Raw genomic sequence first — 17,240 nt, 5'->3', positions numbered from 1 at the left:
CGCCCGGCCGCTCACAGCGCCGCGCCGACGCCGTAGACCGCCATCGTCGCCAGGACGGCCGCGGCCGCCGCGACGGCGACCACCTGAAACGCCTTGATCCGGTCCTGTTTCACGGCTTCCTCCTCGGCGACCGACCCGGCGCCGCCGCCAGACCCCGAGAGGTCGTAGCGGGCCAGCGCGCCGAAGCCCGCGCAGAAGCCCATCCGGTCCTGGACGACGCCCACGAACCCGCCGAAGAGTAGCGGGAACGACCCCAGCAGGAGTCCGGCAGGGCGGCCCGTCCCGAGGACGACGCCGACGTACGCCGCCGCCGCGAGAAAGGAGACCGCACCCAGCGTCCGTCGCTTGCGCCGCTCGTCGCGCCCGATGTTGCAGACGCCCGGCTGATACTCGCTCACGACCGTGTCTGTGGACCGACCCGGTATAAGCCCACCAGCAAACAGCGTCGGTACGCCGACCGATGGACCGCGTGACTCCCCGGTCGCCGAGTCCCGGCGGTCACGCCCGTTCGACGGTGAACCCCTCGAAGACGCTTCGGAACCCGTCGCCTTTCGGTGCGGCCGCCATCGGCCCGACCAGCAGCCGTTCGGCGTCGCTCAGCGTCGCCTGTCGGATCATCGTGTACGCGTCGCCGTCGGGGGAGAACGACACCTCGACGGTCGGGCCGGTGCGCTCGACCCGGACCCAGACGGAGTCGGGGTCGTCGTCCAGCGGCGACTTCGACCAGTCGGAGACGCCCCTCGTCACGACGGCGCCGACCTGCTGGACGCCGTCGACGTACTCGACGCCGCATTTCAGCCAGGTCTCGGCGTCCTCGCGGACCATGAGCCCCGCCTGGTCGTACAGCGTGTCGTACTCGCCCGCGACCTCGACCGTCGCGGTGAAGTCCCCGGCGACTTCGCGGTGGCAGAAGTGCCCGTCGTCGGCGACGAAGCCGTGTTTCGTCGTCCGCCAGAAGTCCGTCTCGCCGGCCGCGTCGACGGTCAGTCGGTCGCTCGAGCGGTTCCACGACGGCGGCTCGTTGCGCCACTCCATGACGGCGGTACGCCGAGGCCGCCGATAAACCCACGCGTGGGCGAGACCGGAGCCGAGACGGGGCCGACGGCGGCCGGCGGCACGCCGGCCGGACTGAAAGATATTTCATCGTGACACGCGACGGAGCGTGTATGCACGACTTCGTCGTCGTCGGGTGCGGTCCCGCCGGCTCGCGGTTCGCCCGCCGCGCCGCCGAGCGGGGGCACGACGTGCTCGCCTTCGAGCAGGGCGACGTCGGGGAGCCGCTGGCCTGCTCGGGCCACGTCTCCACCGACGTCTGGGAGTTCACTCCGGCGGGCGCCCGCGACCGGCTCCTGCAGAACGTCGTCTACGGCGCCCGCTTCCACCTCGGCGCCCCGCGGGGCGGCCCGCCGGGCGACCCCCGTCCGAACGGCCGCGCACCCCCCGGCCGCGACGGCACCGCTGCCGACGAGCGCGCTCCCTCGACCGACCGCGACGGCGAGTTCCCGGCCACCGCTTACCCCTTCTACAAGGACGAACAGGTGTCGAACGTCATCGACCGCGTCGGCCTCGACCGGGAGCTGGCCGACGCCGCCCGTGAGGCGGGAGTCGACCTCCGGGAGAACCACACCGTCGTCGGCGTCGCCGAGTTCCGCGACCGCGTCGAAGTCGAGGTGCGGGGACCGGACGGCGTCGAGACCCACGAGGCGCGGATGGTCGCCGGCTGCGACGGGCCGAAATCGCGGGTCCGGCGCGAGCTCGACATGCCCGAACCCGACGAACTGCTCCACGGCGTCCTCGGGTTCAGCGACGAGGACGACGCCACCGACTTCGTCGACGTCCACCTCACCGTCCCGGACTTTTTCGCCTGGCGCATCCCCCGCGGGGGGGCCGGCGTGGAGTACGGCCTGGCGACGCCGCCGAGCGCGGACGTGCGCGAGCGGTTCGACCGGTTCACCGCCGACTACGGCGTCGAGACCGACCGCCGCTGTTCGGGCCTGATCCCCGTCGGCCCGCCCGACTCGGTGACGAGCCGCCGGGCGTTTCTGGTCGGCGACGCCGCCGCCCAGACCAAACCGTTCACCGGCGGCGGCATCCGCTACGGCATGACCGCCGCCGACCACGCCGCCCGGCAGATCGCCCCCCGCGATCCGGCGACGCTGGCCGCCTACGAGGCCGCGTGGCGCGACGACCTCGAACGCGAGATCGAACTCGGCCACTGGGTCCGGCGGGCCTACTCGCTGCCCGAGCCCGTCCAGCGGGTCGGCTTCCGGGCGTTCGCCGGCGAGATCGGCGTCCACATGGACCGACCGACGACCGTCTTCTCGTTCGACCAGCTCAAGTCGCTGTTACGTGGGTGAGCGCCGAGTCGACTGAAGTTCGGGACTCGAACGGACGGGTGAGAATCGTCGCAACGCTGATTTGAGAGGGTTCCGAACGGCCGCTATGGAACTCGACTTGCCGAAGACGGCTGTGGCGTTCGTCGCCCTGATCGCGGTCGGCGTGGGTGGACTGGTCGGTGCGCCGATCCCGATGGGAACCGATACGATCCTGATGATGGTCGCGCCGTCGATGATCGTCTTCGGACTGATCTGTCTGGCGATCGGCGTCGCGCACGGACAGTACCGCGCCGGCGCGACGCGGTGACGCGGTGACGCGGTGATGCGGTGACGCGCCCGGTCCCCTCGCGACTCGCCGCGGGTCCCGACCGTTTCCCGCTCCGCAAGACGTAACCCGACACCGGCCCCAAATCGGGCAATGACGGTCATCGAGTCGGTCCACGCGGACCACGGCGCGACGTTCGCAGAACGGGGCGACCGCCGGGTGGTGGCCCACTACGGCCGCCCCGAGCGGAGCCACGCCGCCGTCCGCAACGTCGTCGGCGTCACGGAACGGGGCTACGGCGTCCTCACCGTCGAGGGCGACGACCGCGTCGAGTTCGTCGACAACGCCGTCTCGAACCGCGTCCCGACGGCGGACGGCGAGGGCTGCTACGCACTCCTGCTGGACCCGCAGGGGAAAGCCGAGACCGACATGTACGTCTACAACGCCGCCGCCGGCGACCGCCTGCTCGTCTTCCTCCCGGCCTCCGAGCACGAGCGCGTCGCCGAGGACTGGCAGGGCAAAACGTTCATCCAGGACGTGACGATCACCGACGCCTCCGACGACTTCGGCGTCTTCGGCGTCTACGGCCCCCAGGCCACCGAGAAGATCGCGAGCGTCCTCAACAAGGCCGCCTCGCCCGAGCGCCCCCTCTCGTTCGTTCGCGGGACGATGGCCGACGCCGGCGTCACCGTGATCCGCGACGACGGGCTGGCCGGCGAGGAGGGCTACGAGGTGGTCTGCGCCGCGAGCGAGGCCGCCGACGTGTTCGACACCCTGGAGAACCGCGGCCAGGCAGCCGCGCCCTTCGGCTATCGCACCTGGGAGACGCTGACGCTAGAGGCCGGCACCCCCCTCTTCGAGACCGAGCTATCCGGTCGGATCCCCAACGTCTGCGGCGTCCGCAACGCCCTGGACTTCGAGAAGGGCTGTTACGTCGGCCAGGAGGTCGTCTCCCGCGTCGAGAACCGCGGGCGGCCGAGCCAGCGGCTCGTCGGACTCGTCGTCGACGCGGCTGTCGAAGACGGCACGGCCGACGCGGGGGGCGCCGTCCCCGAGGGCGGCGCGGCGGTGTTCGCCGGCGACGCCGCCGTCGGGGAAGTGACCCGCGCCGCCGACAGCCCGACCCGCGACGAGCCCGTCGCGCTGGCCGCCGTCGACAGCGACGAGACGGCGGTCGGCGACTCGCTCGCGGTCCGCGTCGACGGCGAGGAACGCCCCGCGACCCGCGCCGCGCTCCCCTTCGTCGAGGGCAGCGACGAGTCGGTCCGCCGACCGCGGTACCTCGACGAGTGAGGTCGGGCTCCGGTACGCTCCGCTTCGACGCCGCAGACCACCCATGCCACTCACCCCCTTCCACCTCGGCCCGGCGCTGTTCCTCGGCGCGCTCGCACCGCGCCGGCTGGACCTCCCGACGCTGCTGATCGCCAGCGTCGTGATCGACGTGCGAGCGGCGCTCGTCGTCTTCGGTCCGCTCGGCGGGCCGGTTCACGGCTTCCTCACGACGGTCCTCGGCGCGACCGTCGTCGCGACCCTGGTAGCCGGCGTCGTGCTGGCGCTACCGGCCCGCCTCGACGGACTGGTCGACCGCGTACGCCCGGGGGCGACGGCCACGCCGGCCGCCGTCGCCGCGGGGGCGCTCGTCGGAGCGTGGTCGCACGTCCTCCTCGACGCGACGCTGTACGCCGACGTGACCCCGTTCTTCCCGCTGCCGGGTAACCCGTTCCTGCTGGGCGCGTTCGGGCTCGTCTACGGCGGCTGCGTCGCGGCCGGGGTAGTCGGGATATCGCTGCTGGCGGCCCGATTCGGCCGCTCGTGGCACACGGGCGCCTCGTGAGGGGGTGTGTGACCGGATTCGACCGTTCTCGCCAGTGATACTGGCACGAAACGCTCAATATTCGGGGGGCGGAAGGGACTGCTAACGCCGCCCATGTCGGAATCAGTCATCGCGGACTTCGTCGCCACTTTCAACTCGGAGGCCTCGTCCCGAGCCGAGCCGGTGAAAGGGCGGATCCTCCTCAGCGAGAAGCGGCTCGTCCTCGCGGCCGACGAGGGGAAAGTGACCATCCCCCTGTCCGCCATCTTCGACATCGCCGTCGGTCAGGTCCCCGACGACCTGGGCGACTTTTTCAACTCGACGGTGACGGTCGCCTTCGAGAAGGGCGGGGACCGCATGGTCGCCGCCGTCGAGGCCGACGACGACAAGATCGAGAAGTTCACGACGGTCCTGTTCAAGGCCGTCCTCAACGGTACCGACGCGACTCTCAAACACCCCGCCCGCGTCGGCGGGCGCGTCACCGACGAGGAGTTCACGCCCGCGAAACTGTTCCTCAAGCCGGGTACCGTCCGCTTCCGCCGCGCCGACGACACGGTCGACGTGGACCTGTCGACGGTCACCGACTTCGAGCGGTCGTCCCGCGACATCAACGGCAGCGAGCGGTCGGTTCTGGCGGTCCGGCACCTGGCGAGCGGCCAGTCGAGCCTCTCGCTGGCCGCCCTGGAGTCCCCGCGCAAGATGTCGATCCTCGGCCGCTACCTCCGCCTGGAGTACAGCGACCTCATGGCCGACCTGGAGGACGTGACCCTCTCGGAGGAACAGGTCGAACTACTCGTGGCCGTCTACTCGACGGGCCCGGGCGTCTCGCTGGCGAACGTCCTCGACATGGAGGGCAGTCAGCTGACGATGGTCCTCAACGACCTCCGGGAGGACGAACTCGTCGTCGACGGCGAGGACGGCCCGACGCTCACGCCCAAGGGCCGCGTCGTCGTCTCGAACCACCTCGAAGACGTGAACGCCTGAACCGTCGCGTCCAGTCGCGTCCCGTCCGGTCGTGTCCCGTCCGATCCTGTCGCGTCCGGTCGCGTCCGCCGCTCACTCCCAGGGATCGCCGCTCGCGAGGTCCACGTCCGAATCGCCCTTCGCCGACGGGCAGATGTCCGCCAGGACGCACTCGCCGCAGTCGGGGTTGCGCGCCGTACACACCGCTCGCCCGTGGCTGATCAGCAGGTGGGTGTACCACTTCCACTCCTCGTCGGGAACGACCGGGAGCAGGTCCTCTTCGATGGCCTCGGGGCGCTCCTCCTCGGTGATCCCGAGCCGCCGCGAGAGCCGCTGGACGTGCGTGTCGACGACGATACCCTCGACCAGGTCGTAGCCGTGCTGGAGGATGACGTTCGCGGTCTTCCGGCCGACGCCCTTCAGGTCGGTCAACTCCTCCATCGTGTCCGGCACCTCGCCGTCGTGTTCGTCGGCGATGATCCGCCCGGAGGTCTTGAGGTAGTCGGCCTTGCTGTTGTGGTAGGTGATCGACCCGATGTCCTCGGAGAGCTCGTCCACGTCGGCCTCAGCGTAGTCCTCGGCGGACCGGTACTTCTCGAAGAGGTCCTCCGTCTCCTGGTTGACGCGCTCGTCGGTACACTGGGCCGACAGCACGACGGCGACGAGCAGCTCGAGGCGGTTCGAGAAGTTCAGGGAGATCGTGGCGTCGGGGTACTCCTCCCAGAGCCGTTCGACGACCTCCTCGGCCTGCTCCGCGCGCGAAGGAAGCGGCGTGCCCATTGTGGCCGATCGATCGGTCGAATCGCGCTTGAGTGGTTCGGTCTCGGCCCGGGGAGGGAGTCGCGCGGAGCCGTCGCCGTCGAGTCCCGGCGGGGTGGCTTTATGTCCGTCGCCGCCCATCGAGCGGACATGACAGACTCCCCCGACGAGGAACTCGACGACATCGAGTCCGACCTGGCCGACGCCAGCGACGAGGGCAGGGAGATCGTCGACGGGATACGGGAGAGCGACGAGGGCGCGCTCCGAGCGGCGGCCCGCTACGGGGGCGACGACCACGAGGTCGTCTACCTCCGGGAGGATATCGCGGCGCAGTTCACCGACGCCGAACTCGAAGAGCGCGTCGAGACGCTCGTCATGAAGGGACTGGGCGACCCCGCTCAGGAGGGCGCGCTGTTCGACTTCGGGACGCTCGACGCCACCGTCCGCTGGTACGACTCCGTCGTCGTCGCCCACTTCCCCGTCCGCGAGTGGTCCGGCCTCGTCTTCACCTTCGACCGCGAGAGCCAGTCGCTCGGCGACATCGTCGACGAGTACTTCTAGAGGAAGAGTTTAGGCGGAGAGCGTCGAATCGGGGGCCATGACCGAGTACACCGTCGAGTTCGCTGGGACCGGCGAGGCGATCACGGTCTCGGACACGGAGACCATCCTCAGCCGGTGCATCGAGGAGGGCATCGCCCAGGAGTACTCCTGTCGCGTCGGGATGTGTCTCGCCTGTTCGGCGAAGATCGAAGACGGCGAGGTCACCCAACCGGCCGCCCGCGGGTTCACCGAGGCGGAGGCCGAGAACTACGCGCTGACCTGCATGGCCCGCCCGCAGTCGGATCTCGTCCTCGACCGCGGCAAGTACCCGCCCAGCATCGAAGACGACGTGGCCCGGGCCGCGGGCGCGGACCCGGACCCGGATCCGGACCCGGCCTCCGCCGACGACTGAGCGGGATCGTCCCATGAAGGCCCTCCGCGTCGTGGGCGTCGCCTTCCTCAGCGTCGTCGACGCCCTCGTCCCCTCCGTCGTCGCCGCGCTCACCGTCCTCTTCTTCGCGGTGGACCCGTGGGTCGACGCCGCGAACCCCTGGGTTCTGTCGACCGGGGCGGGTGCCGTCGTCTTCGTCGGCACGCTCGCGGTCGGCTTCGCGACGACGATGCTCGGCCACGGTCCGTTCCCGGTGACGCGACTCACCAAGCGGCTCTGGCAGTGGTGGCACCGCCCCTGGTTCGCCGACCGGCGCGGCCGCGGCCGGTAGCCCGTGCCAACTCCCCCCCCCCACGGCGGCGCAAACGCTTTTCGCTCGGCACCGGATCGGACGGTCATGAGCGACCGCAGCGGCCGAGAGAGCGGCGCCGGCGAGACCGGCGCGCCCGACGGGTTCGTCACGCCGCCGCCCGCGGAGCCGGGCGACCGGGTGGCCGTGATCGCGCCCTCCGGCGGCGCGGCGACGGTGTTCCCGGACGTGCTCGAACTGGCGATCGAACGCTTGCGCGAGCGGTTCGACCTCGAACCCGTGGTCTTCGAGACCGCCGAAGCCGACCCCGACGAGCTTCGCGAACGCCCGGAACTGCGCGCCGCGGACGTACACGAGGCGTTCCGCGACCCAGAGATCTCGGCCGTCTTCGCCACCATCGGCGGCGACGACCAGGTCCGCGTGCTGCGACACCTCGACGCCGAGGTTCTCCGGGCGAATCCCACGCGGTTCTTCGGGATGAGCGACAACACCTGCCTCGCCAGCTACCTCTGGACGCAGGGGGTCGTCTCGTGGTACGGCGGGCAGTTGCTCAACCAGGTCGCGACCGCCGGTTCCCTCCCCGAGTACACCGAGCGGTACCTCCGACGGGCGCTGTTCGAGGCGTCGCTGGGCGAACTGGACCCCGCCGCGACGTGGACCGACGATCCGATCGAGTGGGGTCGCGACGACTTCCGGGCGGTCGAGCCCGAATACGAGGACGGCGACGGGTGGCGCTGGGACGTGCCCGACGGCCGCGAGGGCGAGGTGATAACGGGCAGGCTCTGGGGCGGCTGTCTCACCGTCCTGCCGTGGCTGCTGGCCGCCGACCGGGCGGTTCCCGAGCCGGACGCTCTGGAGGGTGCGGTCCTCGCGCTGGAGACCTCCGAGGAACTCCCCACCGCCGAGGACGTGCGGCGGAAACTCACCGTCCTCGGCGAGCGCGGCCTGCTGGCGCGGTTCGACGCCGTCCTCGTCGGTCGCCCGCAGACGCGCAGCCGGGAAGACCGACGGAGCGACGAGGAGCGGACGGCGTACCGCGAGGCCCAGCGGGCGGCGGTCGGCGAGTGGGTCCGCGGGTACAATCCCGACACTCCGCTCGTCTTCGACCTCGAGTTCGGCCACACGAACCCGACGGCGCCGGTACCGATGGGGGGGACGGTCGCGATCGATACCGACGAGCGGTCGGTCCGGTTCCCCTGAGCGACGGGGCGGACAGTCCGGCCCCCGCGAGCGGGGCGGGCGGCGTCAGTTCCCGGTGACGATGTCGGCGACGCGCTCGCGGTCGAACAGCTGTTCCTCGGCGGGGATCTCGGGGTAGTGACTGCCGTTCTCGTAGTCGGGCCACTCGCCGAAGATGTCGGGGTAGAGCTGTTTCGCGGTCATCTCGATCTGGAAGAGGTTCATCAGCGGGCCCTGGTAGCGCATCCCCTGGGCGTAGACGCGGTCGTTCTGCACCGCAGAGAGCTCCGCGCCGACGTCGTCCGAGCGGAGTTGCTCGCGGACGTTCGCCATGTCGTAGCGCGGCGTCATCCCCCAGAGGTGGAGGATCACGTCGGGGTCGGCCTCGATCATCGTCTCGTAGCCGACCGACCCCCACAGGCCGTCCCACTGCTCGCTCCCGAAGGCGTCGACGGCGGCGAGCGGCCGGGTGTCGGCGAGCCAGAAACCGGGTCTGTTCAGGTGGTACGTCCAGAACTGCCCGTCGCCGAGCGTGACGCGCACGGCGGTCGGGCGTTCGTCCTCCGGCGGGAGGTCGGCCTCGATCGTCTCGACCAGGTCGCCGTGGACGGCGTCGAGTCGCTCGTAGCGCTCGCGTTCCCGGAAGAGGTCGGCGACGCGCCCGAACAGATCCCAGAGCGTGTAGTACTGGTAGTCCTCGCCGTAGGAGTCGGGGGGCGCGGCGTGGGTCCCGCTGTAGAAGTTCCCGAAGAAGGGACCGACGGAGTCGGTGATCTCCGCGACGTCGTCCCGGCTCCAGTTGTCCTGGGTGGTCGCCCAGGCCGGGTCCAGGAGGTGGATGTCGCTGTCGAGGCTGTAGAAGAACTCCTTCGAGAAGTCGTTGAAGGGGTTCGCGAGCCCCTCCCAGTCGAAGGAGACGCCGTCGAGGCGCTCGTAGTAGTGGTTCATCGTCGGCCCGGCCATGTCCGGGACGAACATCGAGTTGACGGTGTCGCCGTACCCGAGCGCGACGAGCATGTCCGCGAACTGGTTGTACATCGTGAAGACGTTCTCCGGTTCGGAGTCGAGCGTCACCTCGCCCGCCGGGGAGAGCGTCGCGCTGTACCCGCCGTCGGCGGTCGCGGTCGCCATCGACGGCTCGGTGGTCGCTGGCGCCTCGGTCGCTGTCGCCGTCGGCTCGCCGGCGGCAGTCTCCCCGCCGGCGGCCCCGTCGGTCGCGGTTCCCTCGCCGGGCGTCCCGTCGCCGTTCCCGGCACACCCAGCGAGCAGCGCGCTCCCGAGGAGCGCGCTCCCGCCGGCGAGACACTTCCGACGCGTCAGTCGAGAGTCGTTGTCTTCGTCCATGTTTTAGGTAAGCCTAATTCAGGGTATAGTAGTTTCGGAACGGCGACAGCGGTGCCCGGGGCGGGTCCGGTCGGCCGCGGCAGTGCAACTCGATTCGGGGATGGGTCGGCGATGGAGCCGTCGGCGGTCACTCCTCGTCGACGGGGTCGAAGGCGTTGTCCCGCGTCGGGAACTCCCCGGTTTCGACCTCCTCGACGTACTGTTCGACGGCCCGGCGGATCTCCGAATCGAGGTCCGCGTACTGCTTGGCGAGGCTGTACCCCTCGCCGCCCAGGCCGAGCACGTCCGAGACGACGAGTACCTGCCCGTCGACGTAGCGGCCCGACCCGATGCCGATCGTCGGCACGTCCACGGCCTCGGTCACCTCCCGGGCGACCCCCTCGCTGACCGTCTCGAGGACGATCGAGAACGCCCCCGCGTCCTCCAGCCGCCGTGCGGTTTCCACCAGCGCCTCGCCCGGAGAGGAGGTGTCGGTGTCACGCCCCTGGACGTAGGCGCCGCCGATCTCCTTTCTCCGCTGGGGTGTGAGCCCCACGTGGCCCTGGACGGGGATGCCGAGTTCGGTCAGCCGGTCGACGATCTCGACCGTCGTCTCGCCGTAGGGCGCGGTCTCCAGCTTGACGGCGTCGGCGCCCGCCTCCTTGAGGAAGCGGCCGGCGTTCTCGACGGACTCGGCCATCGACGTGCCGTAGGTGAGGAAGGGCAGGTCGGCGACGACGAAGGCGTCCTCGGTACCGCGGACGACCGCGGCGGCGTTCGACAGGGCTTCCTCGAGGGTGACGGGGAGCGTGTCGTCGTACCCCAGGTGGTTGTCGCCGGCGCTGTCGCCGACGAGGATCATGTCGACGCCCGCCGCGTCCACCTGGGCGGCGATCGGCGCGTCGTACGCCGTCAGCATCGTCAGCGGCTCGCCGCCCTCGTGCTTCTCGTAGAGGTCCGGAATCGTCGTGCGAGACATCGCGATTGGTCTCCCTTCGACGGCCAGCGATTTATACGTGGTGCGAGCGAACCGCCCGGAACGATACTCTCCCGGTAGTCGAGGGGGTCGCTGTCGCGGTGAACGACACCGTTCGGATGGCCCCGGTCGGGACCGACGGGTTCGACGAGCGGCTGGCGACCCGCCGGGAGCCCGGGCGGTGGCCGCGGTGTCGCGGCCGAGTGCGGGTACGTCGAAGCGGAACGTGAGTGACGGAGCGGCGCCACCCAGAGGGAGAGAACGGAACGGAACGGAACGGAAGCGTGGAAGCCTGACAGTCGTTCGAGCGGGTCGGCCGGCGTTACGCGACCACCTCGCCGTCGGCGAGTGCGATCGTGTCGCCGTCGTGGCGGACGGTGACCTCGAAGGTCGCGCCGGGGGCGACCGCGCTCGTGTTCACCGCGGTACTGAACCGCCCGTCGTCGGTGACGGTCGCCGTGGTGAACTTGATGAACGGGCTCGTGTCGGTGGTGGACTTGATCCGAAGCTCCACCTCGGTCCCTGCCGACAGGTTCGTCTCGCCGGCGATCGTCTGCCCGGGCGCGGACTCGACGGTCAGCGCGTCGCCGTCGTAGTCGAGGGTCGTGTTGTGGTCCTCGTCGGCGACCGGGCTCGTATCGTTGACCGGCACCTTCGTCCAGTTGCCCTCGCTCGCGTCCGTCGGCGACACGTCGTTGTTCCCGCCGACGACGACGCCCTCGGTGGCGGCGACCGTCTCGTCTTCGTGTCGGACGCTGGCGTCGAAGGTCGTCCCGTTGTCGACGCCGACGAGATCGACCGCGGCGGAGAAGGTGCCGTCGTCGCCGACCGTCACCGACCGCTGGACGAGGAACGGCGACGCGCCGGACGAGGACGCGAGCCGGACGGTCACCTCGGTCCCGGACGGGAGGTCCGTCTCGCCGCGCACCGTCTCGTTTTCGAGCGCGGCGAGCGTGAGTCGGTCGCCCTCGTAGTCGAAGGCGGTGCCGCGCTCGGATTCGGGCCCGGCGTCGTCGTCGGGTGTGACGCCGTCGACGGCGCTGACGCGGGCGCTCACGTTCGCCAACTCGGCGCCGTCGCGGACGACCGTCGCTCGCGCGGCGGCGTCCTCGGAGACGCCCGAGAGGTCGACCGTCGCCGCGAACGCGCCGTCCTCGCCGACGGTCGTCGTCCGCGAGACGAGGAAGGGGTTCGCGGCGTCGTCGGAGACGATCCGCACCGCGAGTTCCGTCCCGGGGGCGAGGTCGGTCTCACCGGCGACGGTCTGATTCGGCGCTCCGTCGAGCGAGAGGTGGGCGCCCTCGCGGTCGACGGTCGTCCCGTCGCCAGCGGGCGTCTCCGTCGCGCCGGGCGCGCCGGTCGCGTCCGCGGGGCCGTCGCCGCCGAGCGGGACGCCGCCGGCCGACACCGCGGCGACGGCGGCCACGAGGACGACGGCGACGGCGCCGACCGTGCCGTAGGTGCGATTCATCGGTTCACCCCGGTTGTCCGGCGAGAGGGGTGTCTACGGACGGACCTCGGGAGGCCGTCCGTCTCGATTCGGTCGCGGGGTGGGCGGTCTGCGTGCATCCCACCTCCTGCTACTGTCGACTGGGAAGTATCACCGGCGGATGCTTAAATCGGGCTTTGAGCGGCGTCAGACGCTCACGGCTGCATCAGGCTCACTCGGTGCGAGCGCCACTCGCGGCTCCTTTCAGTCGCCGCTCGGTTTTCCGAGGGCTCGCTCCGCTCGCCTTCGCTACTCGTCGAGCAGGTGGTCGGCGAGGATCGGCACGAACGTGCCGATGTCGGTGACCATCCCGACGGCCTGGTCGCTGCCGCGGTCGAGCAACTGGGTGACGGTTGCGGGGTTGATGTCGACGCAGACGGTCCGGGTGGTCGAGGGCAGGCAGTTCCCGACGGCGACGGAGTGCAACAGCGTCGAGAGCATCAGGACCAGATCGGCCTCGTGGGCCTGCTCGCGGATGGCGTTCTGGGCCTCCATCGAGTCGGTGATGGTGTCGGGCAGCGGGCCGTCGTCGCGGATCGAGCCGGCGATGACGAACGGCACGTCGTTCTCGACGCACTCGTACATGACGCCCGATTCGACGGTCCCGCTCTCGACGGCCTCCTCGATGCCGCCCTCGCGGATGACCTCGGAGATGGTGTAGATGTGGTGTTTGTGGCCCTTCCGCGGGTGGTCGAGACTCTCGGTGTCCATGCCGAGGGAGGTGCCGTAGAGGTCGCGTTCGAGGTCGTGGACGGCGAAGCCGTTGCCGATCGAGAGCATGTCGACGAATCCCTCGCGGACGAGGCGAGCGAGGTCCTCGCGGGCGCCCGAGTGGATGAGCGCGGGGCCACAGACCGCGAGCACGTCGCCGCCCTCGCGCTTGGTCTCCTCGATGGCGTCGCCGACCTGGCGGATGGTCGACTCGGAGGGTCGTTCCGAGGAGACGCCGCCCTGCATGAACCCGAAGGCGCCCTCCCGATCCCGGGGGCGCTCGGGCGGACTGACGCGGATGCCCGTCTCGCCGGTGACGACGGCGTCGCCCTCCTCGACGCCGCTGAGGACCTCCGTGTAGGCGCGCGGGCCGCCGTCCTCGCCCTCGCGGTCCTCCACTATCACCGCGCAGTCCATCTCGATGTCCTCGACTTCGATCCACTCGCCGTCGATGCGGACCTCGGTGGGGTGGTTCGTGGTGGAGTAGAAGCCGTAGGGGACGACCTTGTCCTTCGGGGCGCGCTGGAGCGTGGCGTCTTTCGGGTCGGAGGGGTTGGCGCCGTTCTGGTGGAGTTCGTGGACGATGGACTGCAGGGTCTCTTCGTCGTCGGCCTCGACGAGCAGACGCGCGTAGGACTCCTCGGTCTTCTCGCGGCCGATGGCGAACTCCTCGACCTCGAAGGAGCCGCCCATGTCCATGATGATACCGAACGAGGCCTGCATCATCCCCGAGTCGATGATGTGGCCCTCCAACTCGACTTCGCGCGCGGCGGTCATGCCCGGAGCCACGGCGGGGGCGAGTAAGTCGTTTTGGATGGGCGTCGCCGCGAACTCGACGGCTGCCGCATCGAACCGGGCGACCGATGCCCGACCGGACCGATCCGCTTACCTGCCGAGCGGTCCTATCGACGGGTAATGGACCGCGGAGACATCACGCTCGCGCTCGCACTGCTCGTCGGGGTCGCGCTGACCGGCCAGATCGCCGGCCTCGTCGAGTCGGCGGGCTACGAGGGGCTCGGTAGCCTCGTCTGGCCCGTCGGCTACGGCAGCGTCGTCCTCGCCGCATGGTTCGTCTGGATCCGACCGATGGACCTGGGCGCCCGCGACCCCGACGACACCGACCTCTGGGGCCCCGACGACGAACAGACCGACCCGGACCGATAGCGGTTGTTAACCGAGCGCGATAATTTTAGCAACATGAATTAATCTACCCCCGTATCGTAGCAGCGGGGTTAATACGTCCCGGCGGGCTAGCTTCGAGTAATGACGAACGACGACCCGGACCGCCCCGACGGGGGCGACCACGACGCTGCCGACGCGGGGGAGGCGTGCTGCGGGTCCGACGGCTGCGACACCGCCGCCGGGGCGGCGAGCGGCGACGCCGACGAGGGGGCGGAGGTGCGCTTCTCGGTCCCGGAGATGGACTGCTCGTCCTGTGCGAGCAAGGTCGACGCGGCGCTCTCGGACCGCGAGGGCGTCGTCGCGACGGACCTGCGGCCGACGGCGGGGACGGCGACGGTCACCTACGACGCCGAGCGGACGACCCGAGCCGACCTCGTCGCGGCGGTCGAGAGCGCCGGCTACCCGGTCGCCGACGACGGTAGCGCGAGCGCGAGCGGCGATGCGGACGACGCCGCGGTCGGGGCCGGGAGCGTCTTCCGGAGCGCCCGCGCGAAGAGGACCGCGCTCAGCGGTCTGTTCCTCGGGCTCGGCCTGCTCGTCCAGTTCGGCCTCGCGGGGCTGAACGGGTCGCTCGTCGCGGTCGCGGGCCGGGAGCTGGCCGTCGCGGACGCGCTGTACCTGCTGGCGGTGCTGGCGGGCGGCGAGGTGATCGTCCGCAACGGCTACTACTCCGCGAGGAACCTGAGTCTCGACATCGACTTCCTGATGTCGGTCGCCATCCTGAGCGCGACCGGGATCTCGCTGGCGGTCCCCGACCTGCACTTCTACGTCGAGGCGGCGTCGCTGGCCGTCCTCTTCAACGTCGCCGAGCTGCTGGAACGGTATTCCGTCGACCGCGCACGCAACTCCCTCGAAGAGCTGCTGACGCTCTCGCCCGATGTCGCCACGGTCCGCCGGGCGACCGGCCCCGACGGCGAGACCGAGCGCGTCGAGGTGCCCGTCGAGGACGTGGCCGTCGGCGAGACCGTCCTCGTGGAGCCGGGCGAGAAGATCCCGATGGACGGGACGGTGACGGAGGGGTCGAGCGCGGTCAACCAGGCGCCGATCACGGGCGAGAGCGTCCCCGTCGACAAGGCGGTCGGCGACGAGGTGTTCGCCGGGACGATCAACGAACAGGGCTTCCTCGCGGTGGAGACGACCGCCGCGGCGGGCGACACGACCATCGACCGCATCGTCGAACTCGTCGAGGACGCCCAGGCGAACAAGACCGACCGCGAGCAGTTCGTCGAGCGCTTCGCCGACTACTACACGCCCGCGGTGGTCGCCGCCGCCCTGCTGGCGACGTTCGTCGCGCCGGTCGTCCTCGGCGGCGGCTGGGCGACGTGGTTCGTCCGCGGTATCTCCCTGCTCGTCATCGCCTGCCCGTGCGCGTTCGTCATCTCGACGCCCGTCACCGTGGTCTCGGGCGTCACGAGCGCGGCGAAAAACGGCGTGCTGATCAAGGGCGGCAACCACCTCGAAGCGATGGGCGAGGTGGACGCCGTCGCCTTCGACAAGACGGGGACGCTCACCACGGGCGAGCTGTCGGTGACCGACGTGGTCGGGCTCAACGGTAACGACGAGGCGAACGTACTCGCCTGCGCCCGCGCTATCGAGCGTCGGAGCGAACACCCCATCGGCGACGCCATCGTCGCCCACGCCGACGAGCGCGGTGTCGCGGACCGCGAGGTGACCGACTTCGAGAGTATCACCGGCAAGGGCGTCCGCGCGGACCTCGACGGCCGCACGCACTACGCCGGCAAGCCCGGGCTGTTCGCGGACCTGGGGTTCGATCTGGGCCACGTCCACCTGACCGGCGGCGAGGCGGTGACCGACGGGGGTGTCGCGGTCGAGGCGGCGAAGTCGCCCTGCGCGGACCGCGACGACTGCGTCGACCTCGTCGAGACGGTCCCCCGACTCCAGTCGGAGGGGAAGACGGTCGTGCTCGTCGGCACCGAGGCGGAGATCGAGGGCGTGGTCGCCATCGCCGACGAGGTGCGTCCGGAGGCCCGCCGGACCGTCGAGCGCCTGCGCGAGCAGGGCGTCGACCACCTCGTGATGCTCACCGGCGACAACGAGCGGACCGCCGGCGCGGTCGCCGAGCGGGTCGGCGTCGACGAGTTCCACGCCGACCTGCTCCCCGACGAGAAGGTCGACCGGGTCGAGGCGCTCCGCGAGGAGTACGACACCGTCGCGATGGTCGGCGACGGCATCAACGACGCGCCCGCGCTGGCGACCGCCTCCGTCGGGGTCGCGATGGGCGCCGCGGGGACCGACACCGCGCTGGAAACCGCCGACGTGGCGCTGATGGGCGACGACCTCTCGAAGCTCCCGTACCTCCACCGGCTCGCCCGCACCGGCAACGGGATCATCCGCCAGAACGTCTGGGGGAGCCTCCTCGTGAAGGCCGCGCTGGCCGTCGCCATCCCGCTCCCGTTCGTCGCCGTCCCCCTCTGGTTCGTCGTCCTGGCCGGCGACGTGGGCATGACCACCGCCGTCACCGGCAACGCCATGCGACTCGCCCGGCTCCGCCCCGACCCCGCGACCGCCTGAACCGGTGACACCGTGACCTCCTGAACCGGGGACACCGCGATCGTCTGAACCGGAGACACCGCGACCGCTCGCTCGAAACATGAGATATATTTTACGAAATACTAATAGACAGAATACGATCATATCTCGCACTATCGGCGTTCGATACGGAAGGGCACGAATATATCCTACGGAGCGGCTATAAGCGCCGATATACGAACAACTCCGCGCGAGTCGCGACGATCCGATAGGCCCGCATGTTTCCGCAATTTAGCGCGCTGTAGTGACTATAACCCCCAAAAATACCAAACGAGGGCGAGAATAGGACCACTCAAAAACATAAAAATAATTGTATTATTGGGATCGGACATTTCTGGGTGAGTGGTCGGGTCGAGATTCGGGCCGTCGGAGCGGTCCGGTTCCGGCCGACCGGGCCGCGGTCGGTGGGGAGGGCGACGAACGGAAGACCTATCAGCGAGTCCGTGGTAGCGG

At 70.3% G+C, this 17,240-nt stretch carries 18 protein-coding genes; 11 read left to right on the top strand and 7 right to left on the bottom strand.

What is annotated here, in order from left to right:
* Window positions 1–11: 11 nt before the first annotated feature.
* Together HZS55_RS21790 and HZS55_RS21785 are read right to left on the bottom strand one after the other, a co-directional pair.
* Window positions 12–398 carry a hypothetical protein gene (locus HZS55_RS21790; protein ID WP_179909628.1) on the bottom strand — a complete coding sequence of 129 codons (387 nt, stop codon included), beginning with the start codon at window positions 396–398 and terminating at the stop codon, window positions 12–14.
* 100 nt (window positions 399–498) lie between these two features.
* Window positions 499–1,035 carry a DUF1349 domain-containing protein gene (locus tag HZS55_RS21785; protein ID WP_179909627.1) on the bottom strand — a complete coding sequence of 179 codons (537 nt, stop codon included), beginning with the start codon at window positions 1,033–1,035 and terminating at the stop codon, window positions 499–501.
* Between the two features lie 131 nt (window positions 1,036–1,166).
* On the opposite strand from HZS55_RS21785, the gene HZS55_RS21780 reads away from it, so the two are divergent.
* From HZS55_RS21780 to HZS55_RS21760, 5 genes are all read left to right on the top strand, one after another.
* Window positions 1,167–2,357, top strand: coding sequence for an FAD-dependent oxidoreductase (locus HZS55_RS21780; protein WP_179909626.1), 1,191 nt, complete (start codon window positions 1,167–1,169; stop codon window positions 2,355–2,357).
* A gap of 85 nt (window positions 2,358–2,442) precedes the next feature.
* A complete protein-coding gene (locus HZS55_RS21775; RefSeq protein ID WP_179909625.1) occupies window positions 2,443–2,643 on the top strand; it encodes a DUF7333 family protein in 201 nt (66 codons plus the stop codon).
* A 111-nt stretch (window positions 2,644–2,754) separates the two neighbouring features.
* Entirely contained in the window at window positions 2,755–3,894 is a 1,140-nt protein-coding gene (gene ygfZ, locus HZS55_RS21770) for a CAF17-like 4Fe-4S cluster assembly/insertion protein YgfZ (protein ID WP_179909624.1), read from the top strand.
* Window positions 3,895–3,937: 43 nt separating this feature from the next.
* Complete coding sequence (locus HZS55_RS21765) at window positions 3,938–4,435, top strand: hypothetical protein (RefSeq protein ID WP_179909623.1); 498 nt, start codon at window positions 3,938–3,940, stop codon at window positions 4,433–4,435.
* 93 nt (window positions 4,436–4,528) lie between these two features.
* Entirely contained in the window at window positions 4,529–5,398 is an 870-nt protein-coding gene (locus tag HZS55_RS21760) for a CheF family chemotaxis protein (protein ID WP_179909622.1), read from the top strand.
* Between the two features lie 72 nt (window positions 5,399–5,470).
* On the opposite strand, the gene nth is transcribed toward HZS55_RS21760, so the two are convergent.
* Window positions 5,471–6,157 carry an endonuclease III gene (nth, locus tag HZS55_RS21755; RefSeq protein WP_179909621.1) on the bottom strand — a complete coding sequence of 229 codons (687 nt, stop codon included), beginning with the start codon at window positions 6,155–6,157 and terminating at the stop codon, window positions 5,471–5,473.
* A gap of 129 nt (window positions 6,158–6,286) precedes the next feature.
* On the opposite strand from nth, the gene HZS55_RS21750 reads away from it, so the two are divergent.
* The 4 genes from HZS55_RS21750 to HZS55_RS21735 all read left to right on the top strand — a co-directional run bounded on the left by HZS55_RS21750 (window position 6,287) and on the right by HZS55_RS21735 (window position 8,577).
* Window positions 6,287–6,697, top strand: coding sequence for a hypothetical protein (locus tag HZS55_RS21750; RefSeq protein WP_179909620.1), 411 nt, complete (start codon window positions 6,287–6,289; stop codon window positions 6,695–6,697).
* A gap of 37 nt (window positions 6,698–6,734) precedes the next feature.
* The gene (locus tag HZS55_RS21745) at window positions 6,735–7,088 is read left to right on the top strand and encodes a 2Fe-2S iron-sulfur cluster-binding protein (protein WP_179909619.1); all 354 of its coding nucleotides are present in this window, start codon (window positions 6,735–6,737) and stop codon (window positions 7,086–7,088) included.
* A gap of 13 nt (window positions 7,089–7,101) precedes the next feature.
* Window positions 7,102–7,398: a hypothetical protein gene (locus HZS55_RS21740; protein WP_179909618.1), complete on the top strand. Its 297-nt coding sequence runs from the start codon at window positions 7,102–7,104 to the stop codon at window positions 7,396–7,398.
* A 66-nt stretch (window positions 7,399–7,464) separates the two neighbouring features.
* Complete coding sequence (locus HZS55_RS21735) at window positions 7,465–8,577, top strand: S66 family peptidase (RefSeq protein WP_179909617.1); 1,113 nt, start codon at window positions 7,465–7,467, stop codon at window positions 8,575–8,577.
* Window positions 8,578–8,622: 45 nt separating this feature from the next.
* Here HZS55_RS21735 and HZS55_RS21730 read toward each other — a convergent pair whose 3' ends face one another.
* The 4 genes from HZS55_RS21730 to HZS55_RS21715 form a co-directional block, all read right to left on the bottom strand.
* Window positions 8,623–9,900 (bottom strand): ABC transporter substrate-binding protein, encoded by a 1,278-nt coding sequence (locus HZS55_RS21730; protein WP_179909616.1) that lies wholly within the window; start codon window positions 9,898–9,900, stop codon window positions 8,623–8,625.
* 127 nt (window positions 9,901–10,027) lie between these two features.
* Window positions 10,028–10,858 (bottom strand): 3-methyl-2-oxobutanoate hydroxymethyltransferase, encoded by an 831-nt coding sequence (gene panB, locus HZS55_RS21725; RefSeq protein ID WP_179909615.1) that lies wholly within the window; start codon window positions 10,856–10,858, stop codon window positions 10,028–10,030.
* A gap of 319 nt (window positions 10,859–11,177) precedes the next feature.
* On the bottom strand, window positions 11,178–12,326 hold the full coding sequence (locus HZS55_RS21720; RefSeq protein WP_179909614.1) for a BGTF surface domain-containing protein: 1,149 nt from the start codon (window positions 12,324–12,326) through the stop codon (window positions 11,178–11,180).
* A 267-nt stretch (window positions 12,327–12,593) separates the two neighbouring features.
* On the bottom strand, window positions 12,594–13,832 hold the full coding sequence (locus HZS55_RS21715; RefSeq protein WP_179909613.1) for an ornithine cyclodeaminase: 1,239 nt from the start codon (window positions 13,830–13,832) through the stop codon (window positions 12,594–12,596).
* A 138-nt stretch (window positions 13,833–13,970) separates the two neighbouring features.
* Here HZS55_RS21715 and HZS55_RS21710 point away from each other — a divergent pair, with 138 nt between their 5' ends.
* Together HZS55_RS21710 and HZS55_RS21705 are read left to right on the top strand one after the other, a co-directional pair.
* A complete protein-coding gene (locus HZS55_RS21710) occupies window positions 13,971–14,219 on the top strand; it encodes a hypothetical protein (RefSeq protein ID WP_179909612.1) in 249 nt (82 codons plus the stop codon).
* Between the two features lie 99 nt (window positions 14,220–14,318).
* Complete coding sequence (locus tag HZS55_RS21705; protein ID WP_179909611.1) at window positions 14,319–16,769, top strand: heavy metal translocating P-type ATPase; 2,451 nt, start codon at window positions 14,319–14,321, stop codon at window positions 16,767–16,769.
* Window positions 16,770–17,240: the final 471 nt, after the last annotated feature.

This window comes from Halosimplex rubrum (assembly GCF_013415885.1).
Lineage (GTDB): Archaea > Halobacteriota > Halobacteria > Halobacteriales > Haloarculaceae > Halosimplex > Halosimplex rubrum.
The sequence above is the reverse complement of the archived record's forward strand: the minus strand, read 5'-3'. Positions and strand labels throughout refer to the sequence as shown.

Bases quoted from the DNA above. Each gene is read 5' to 3' on its own strand.
- HZS55_RS21785 (WP_179909627.1), bottom strand. From the start codon at position 1,035: ATGGAGTGGCGCAACGAGCCGCCGTCGTGGAACCGCTCGAGCGACCGA.
- HZS55_RS21780 (WP_179909626.1), top strand. From the start codon at position 1,167: ATGCACGACTTCGTCGTCGTCGGGTGCGGTCCCGCCGGCTCGCGGTTC.
- HZS55_RS21775 (WP_179909625.1), top strand. From the start codon at position 2,443: ATGGAACTCGACTTGCCGAAGACGGCTGTGGCGTTCGTCGCCCTGATC.
- ygfZ (WP_179909624.1), top strand. From the start codon at position 2,755: ATGACGGTCATCGAGTCGGTCCACGCGGACCACGGCGCGACGTTCGCA.
- HZS55_RS21765 (WP_179909623.1), top strand. From the start codon at position 3,938: ATGCCACTCACCCCCTTCCACCTCGGCCCGGCGCTGTTCCTCGGCGCG.
- HZS55_RS21760 (WP_179909622.1), top strand. From the start codon at position 4,529: ATGTCGGAATCAGTCATCGCGGACTTCGTCGCCACTTTCAACTCGGAG.
- nth (WP_179909621.1), bottom strand. From the start codon at position 6,157: ATGGGCACGCCGCTTCCTTCGCGCGCGGAGCAGGCCGAGGAGGTCGTC.
- HZS55_RS21750 (WP_179909620.1), top strand. From the start codon at position 6,287: ATGACAGACTCCCCCGACGAGGAACTCGACGACATCGAGTCCGACCTG.
- HZS55_RS21745 (WP_179909619.1), top strand. From the start codon at position 6,735: ATGACCGAGTACACCGTCGAGTTCGCTGGGACCGGCGAGGCGATCACG.
- HZS55_RS21740 (WP_179909618.1), top strand. From the start codon at position 7,102: ATGAAGGCCCTCCGCGTCGTGGGCGTCGCCTTCCTCAGCGTCGTCGAC.
- HZS55_RS21735 (WP_179909617.1), top strand. From the start codon at position 7,465: ATGAGCGACCGCAGCGGCCGAGAGAGCGGCGCCGGCGAGACCGGCGCG.
- HZS55_RS21730 (WP_179909616.1), bottom strand. From the start codon at position 9,900: ATGGACGAAGACAACGACTCTCGACTGACGCGTCGGAAGTGTCTCGCC.
- panB (WP_179909615.1), bottom strand. From the start codon at position 10,858: ATGTCTCGCACGACGATTCCGGACCTCTACGAGAAGCACGAGGGCGGC.
- HZS55_RS21720 (WP_179909614.1), bottom strand. From the start codon at position 12,326: ATGAATCGCACCTACGGCACGGTCGGCGCCGTCGCCGTCGTCCTCGTG.
- HZS55_RS21715 (WP_179909613.1), bottom strand. From the start codon at position 13,832: ATGACCGCCGCGCGCGAAGTCGAGTTGGAGGGCCACATCATCGACTCG.
- HZS55_RS21710 (WP_179909612.1), top strand. From the start codon at position 13,971: ATGGACCGCGGAGACATCACGCTCGCGCTCGCACTGCTCGTCGGGGTC.
- HZS55_RS21705 (WP_179909611.1), top strand. From the start codon at position 14,319: ATGACGAACGACGACCCGGACCGCCCCGACGGGGGCGACCACGACGCT.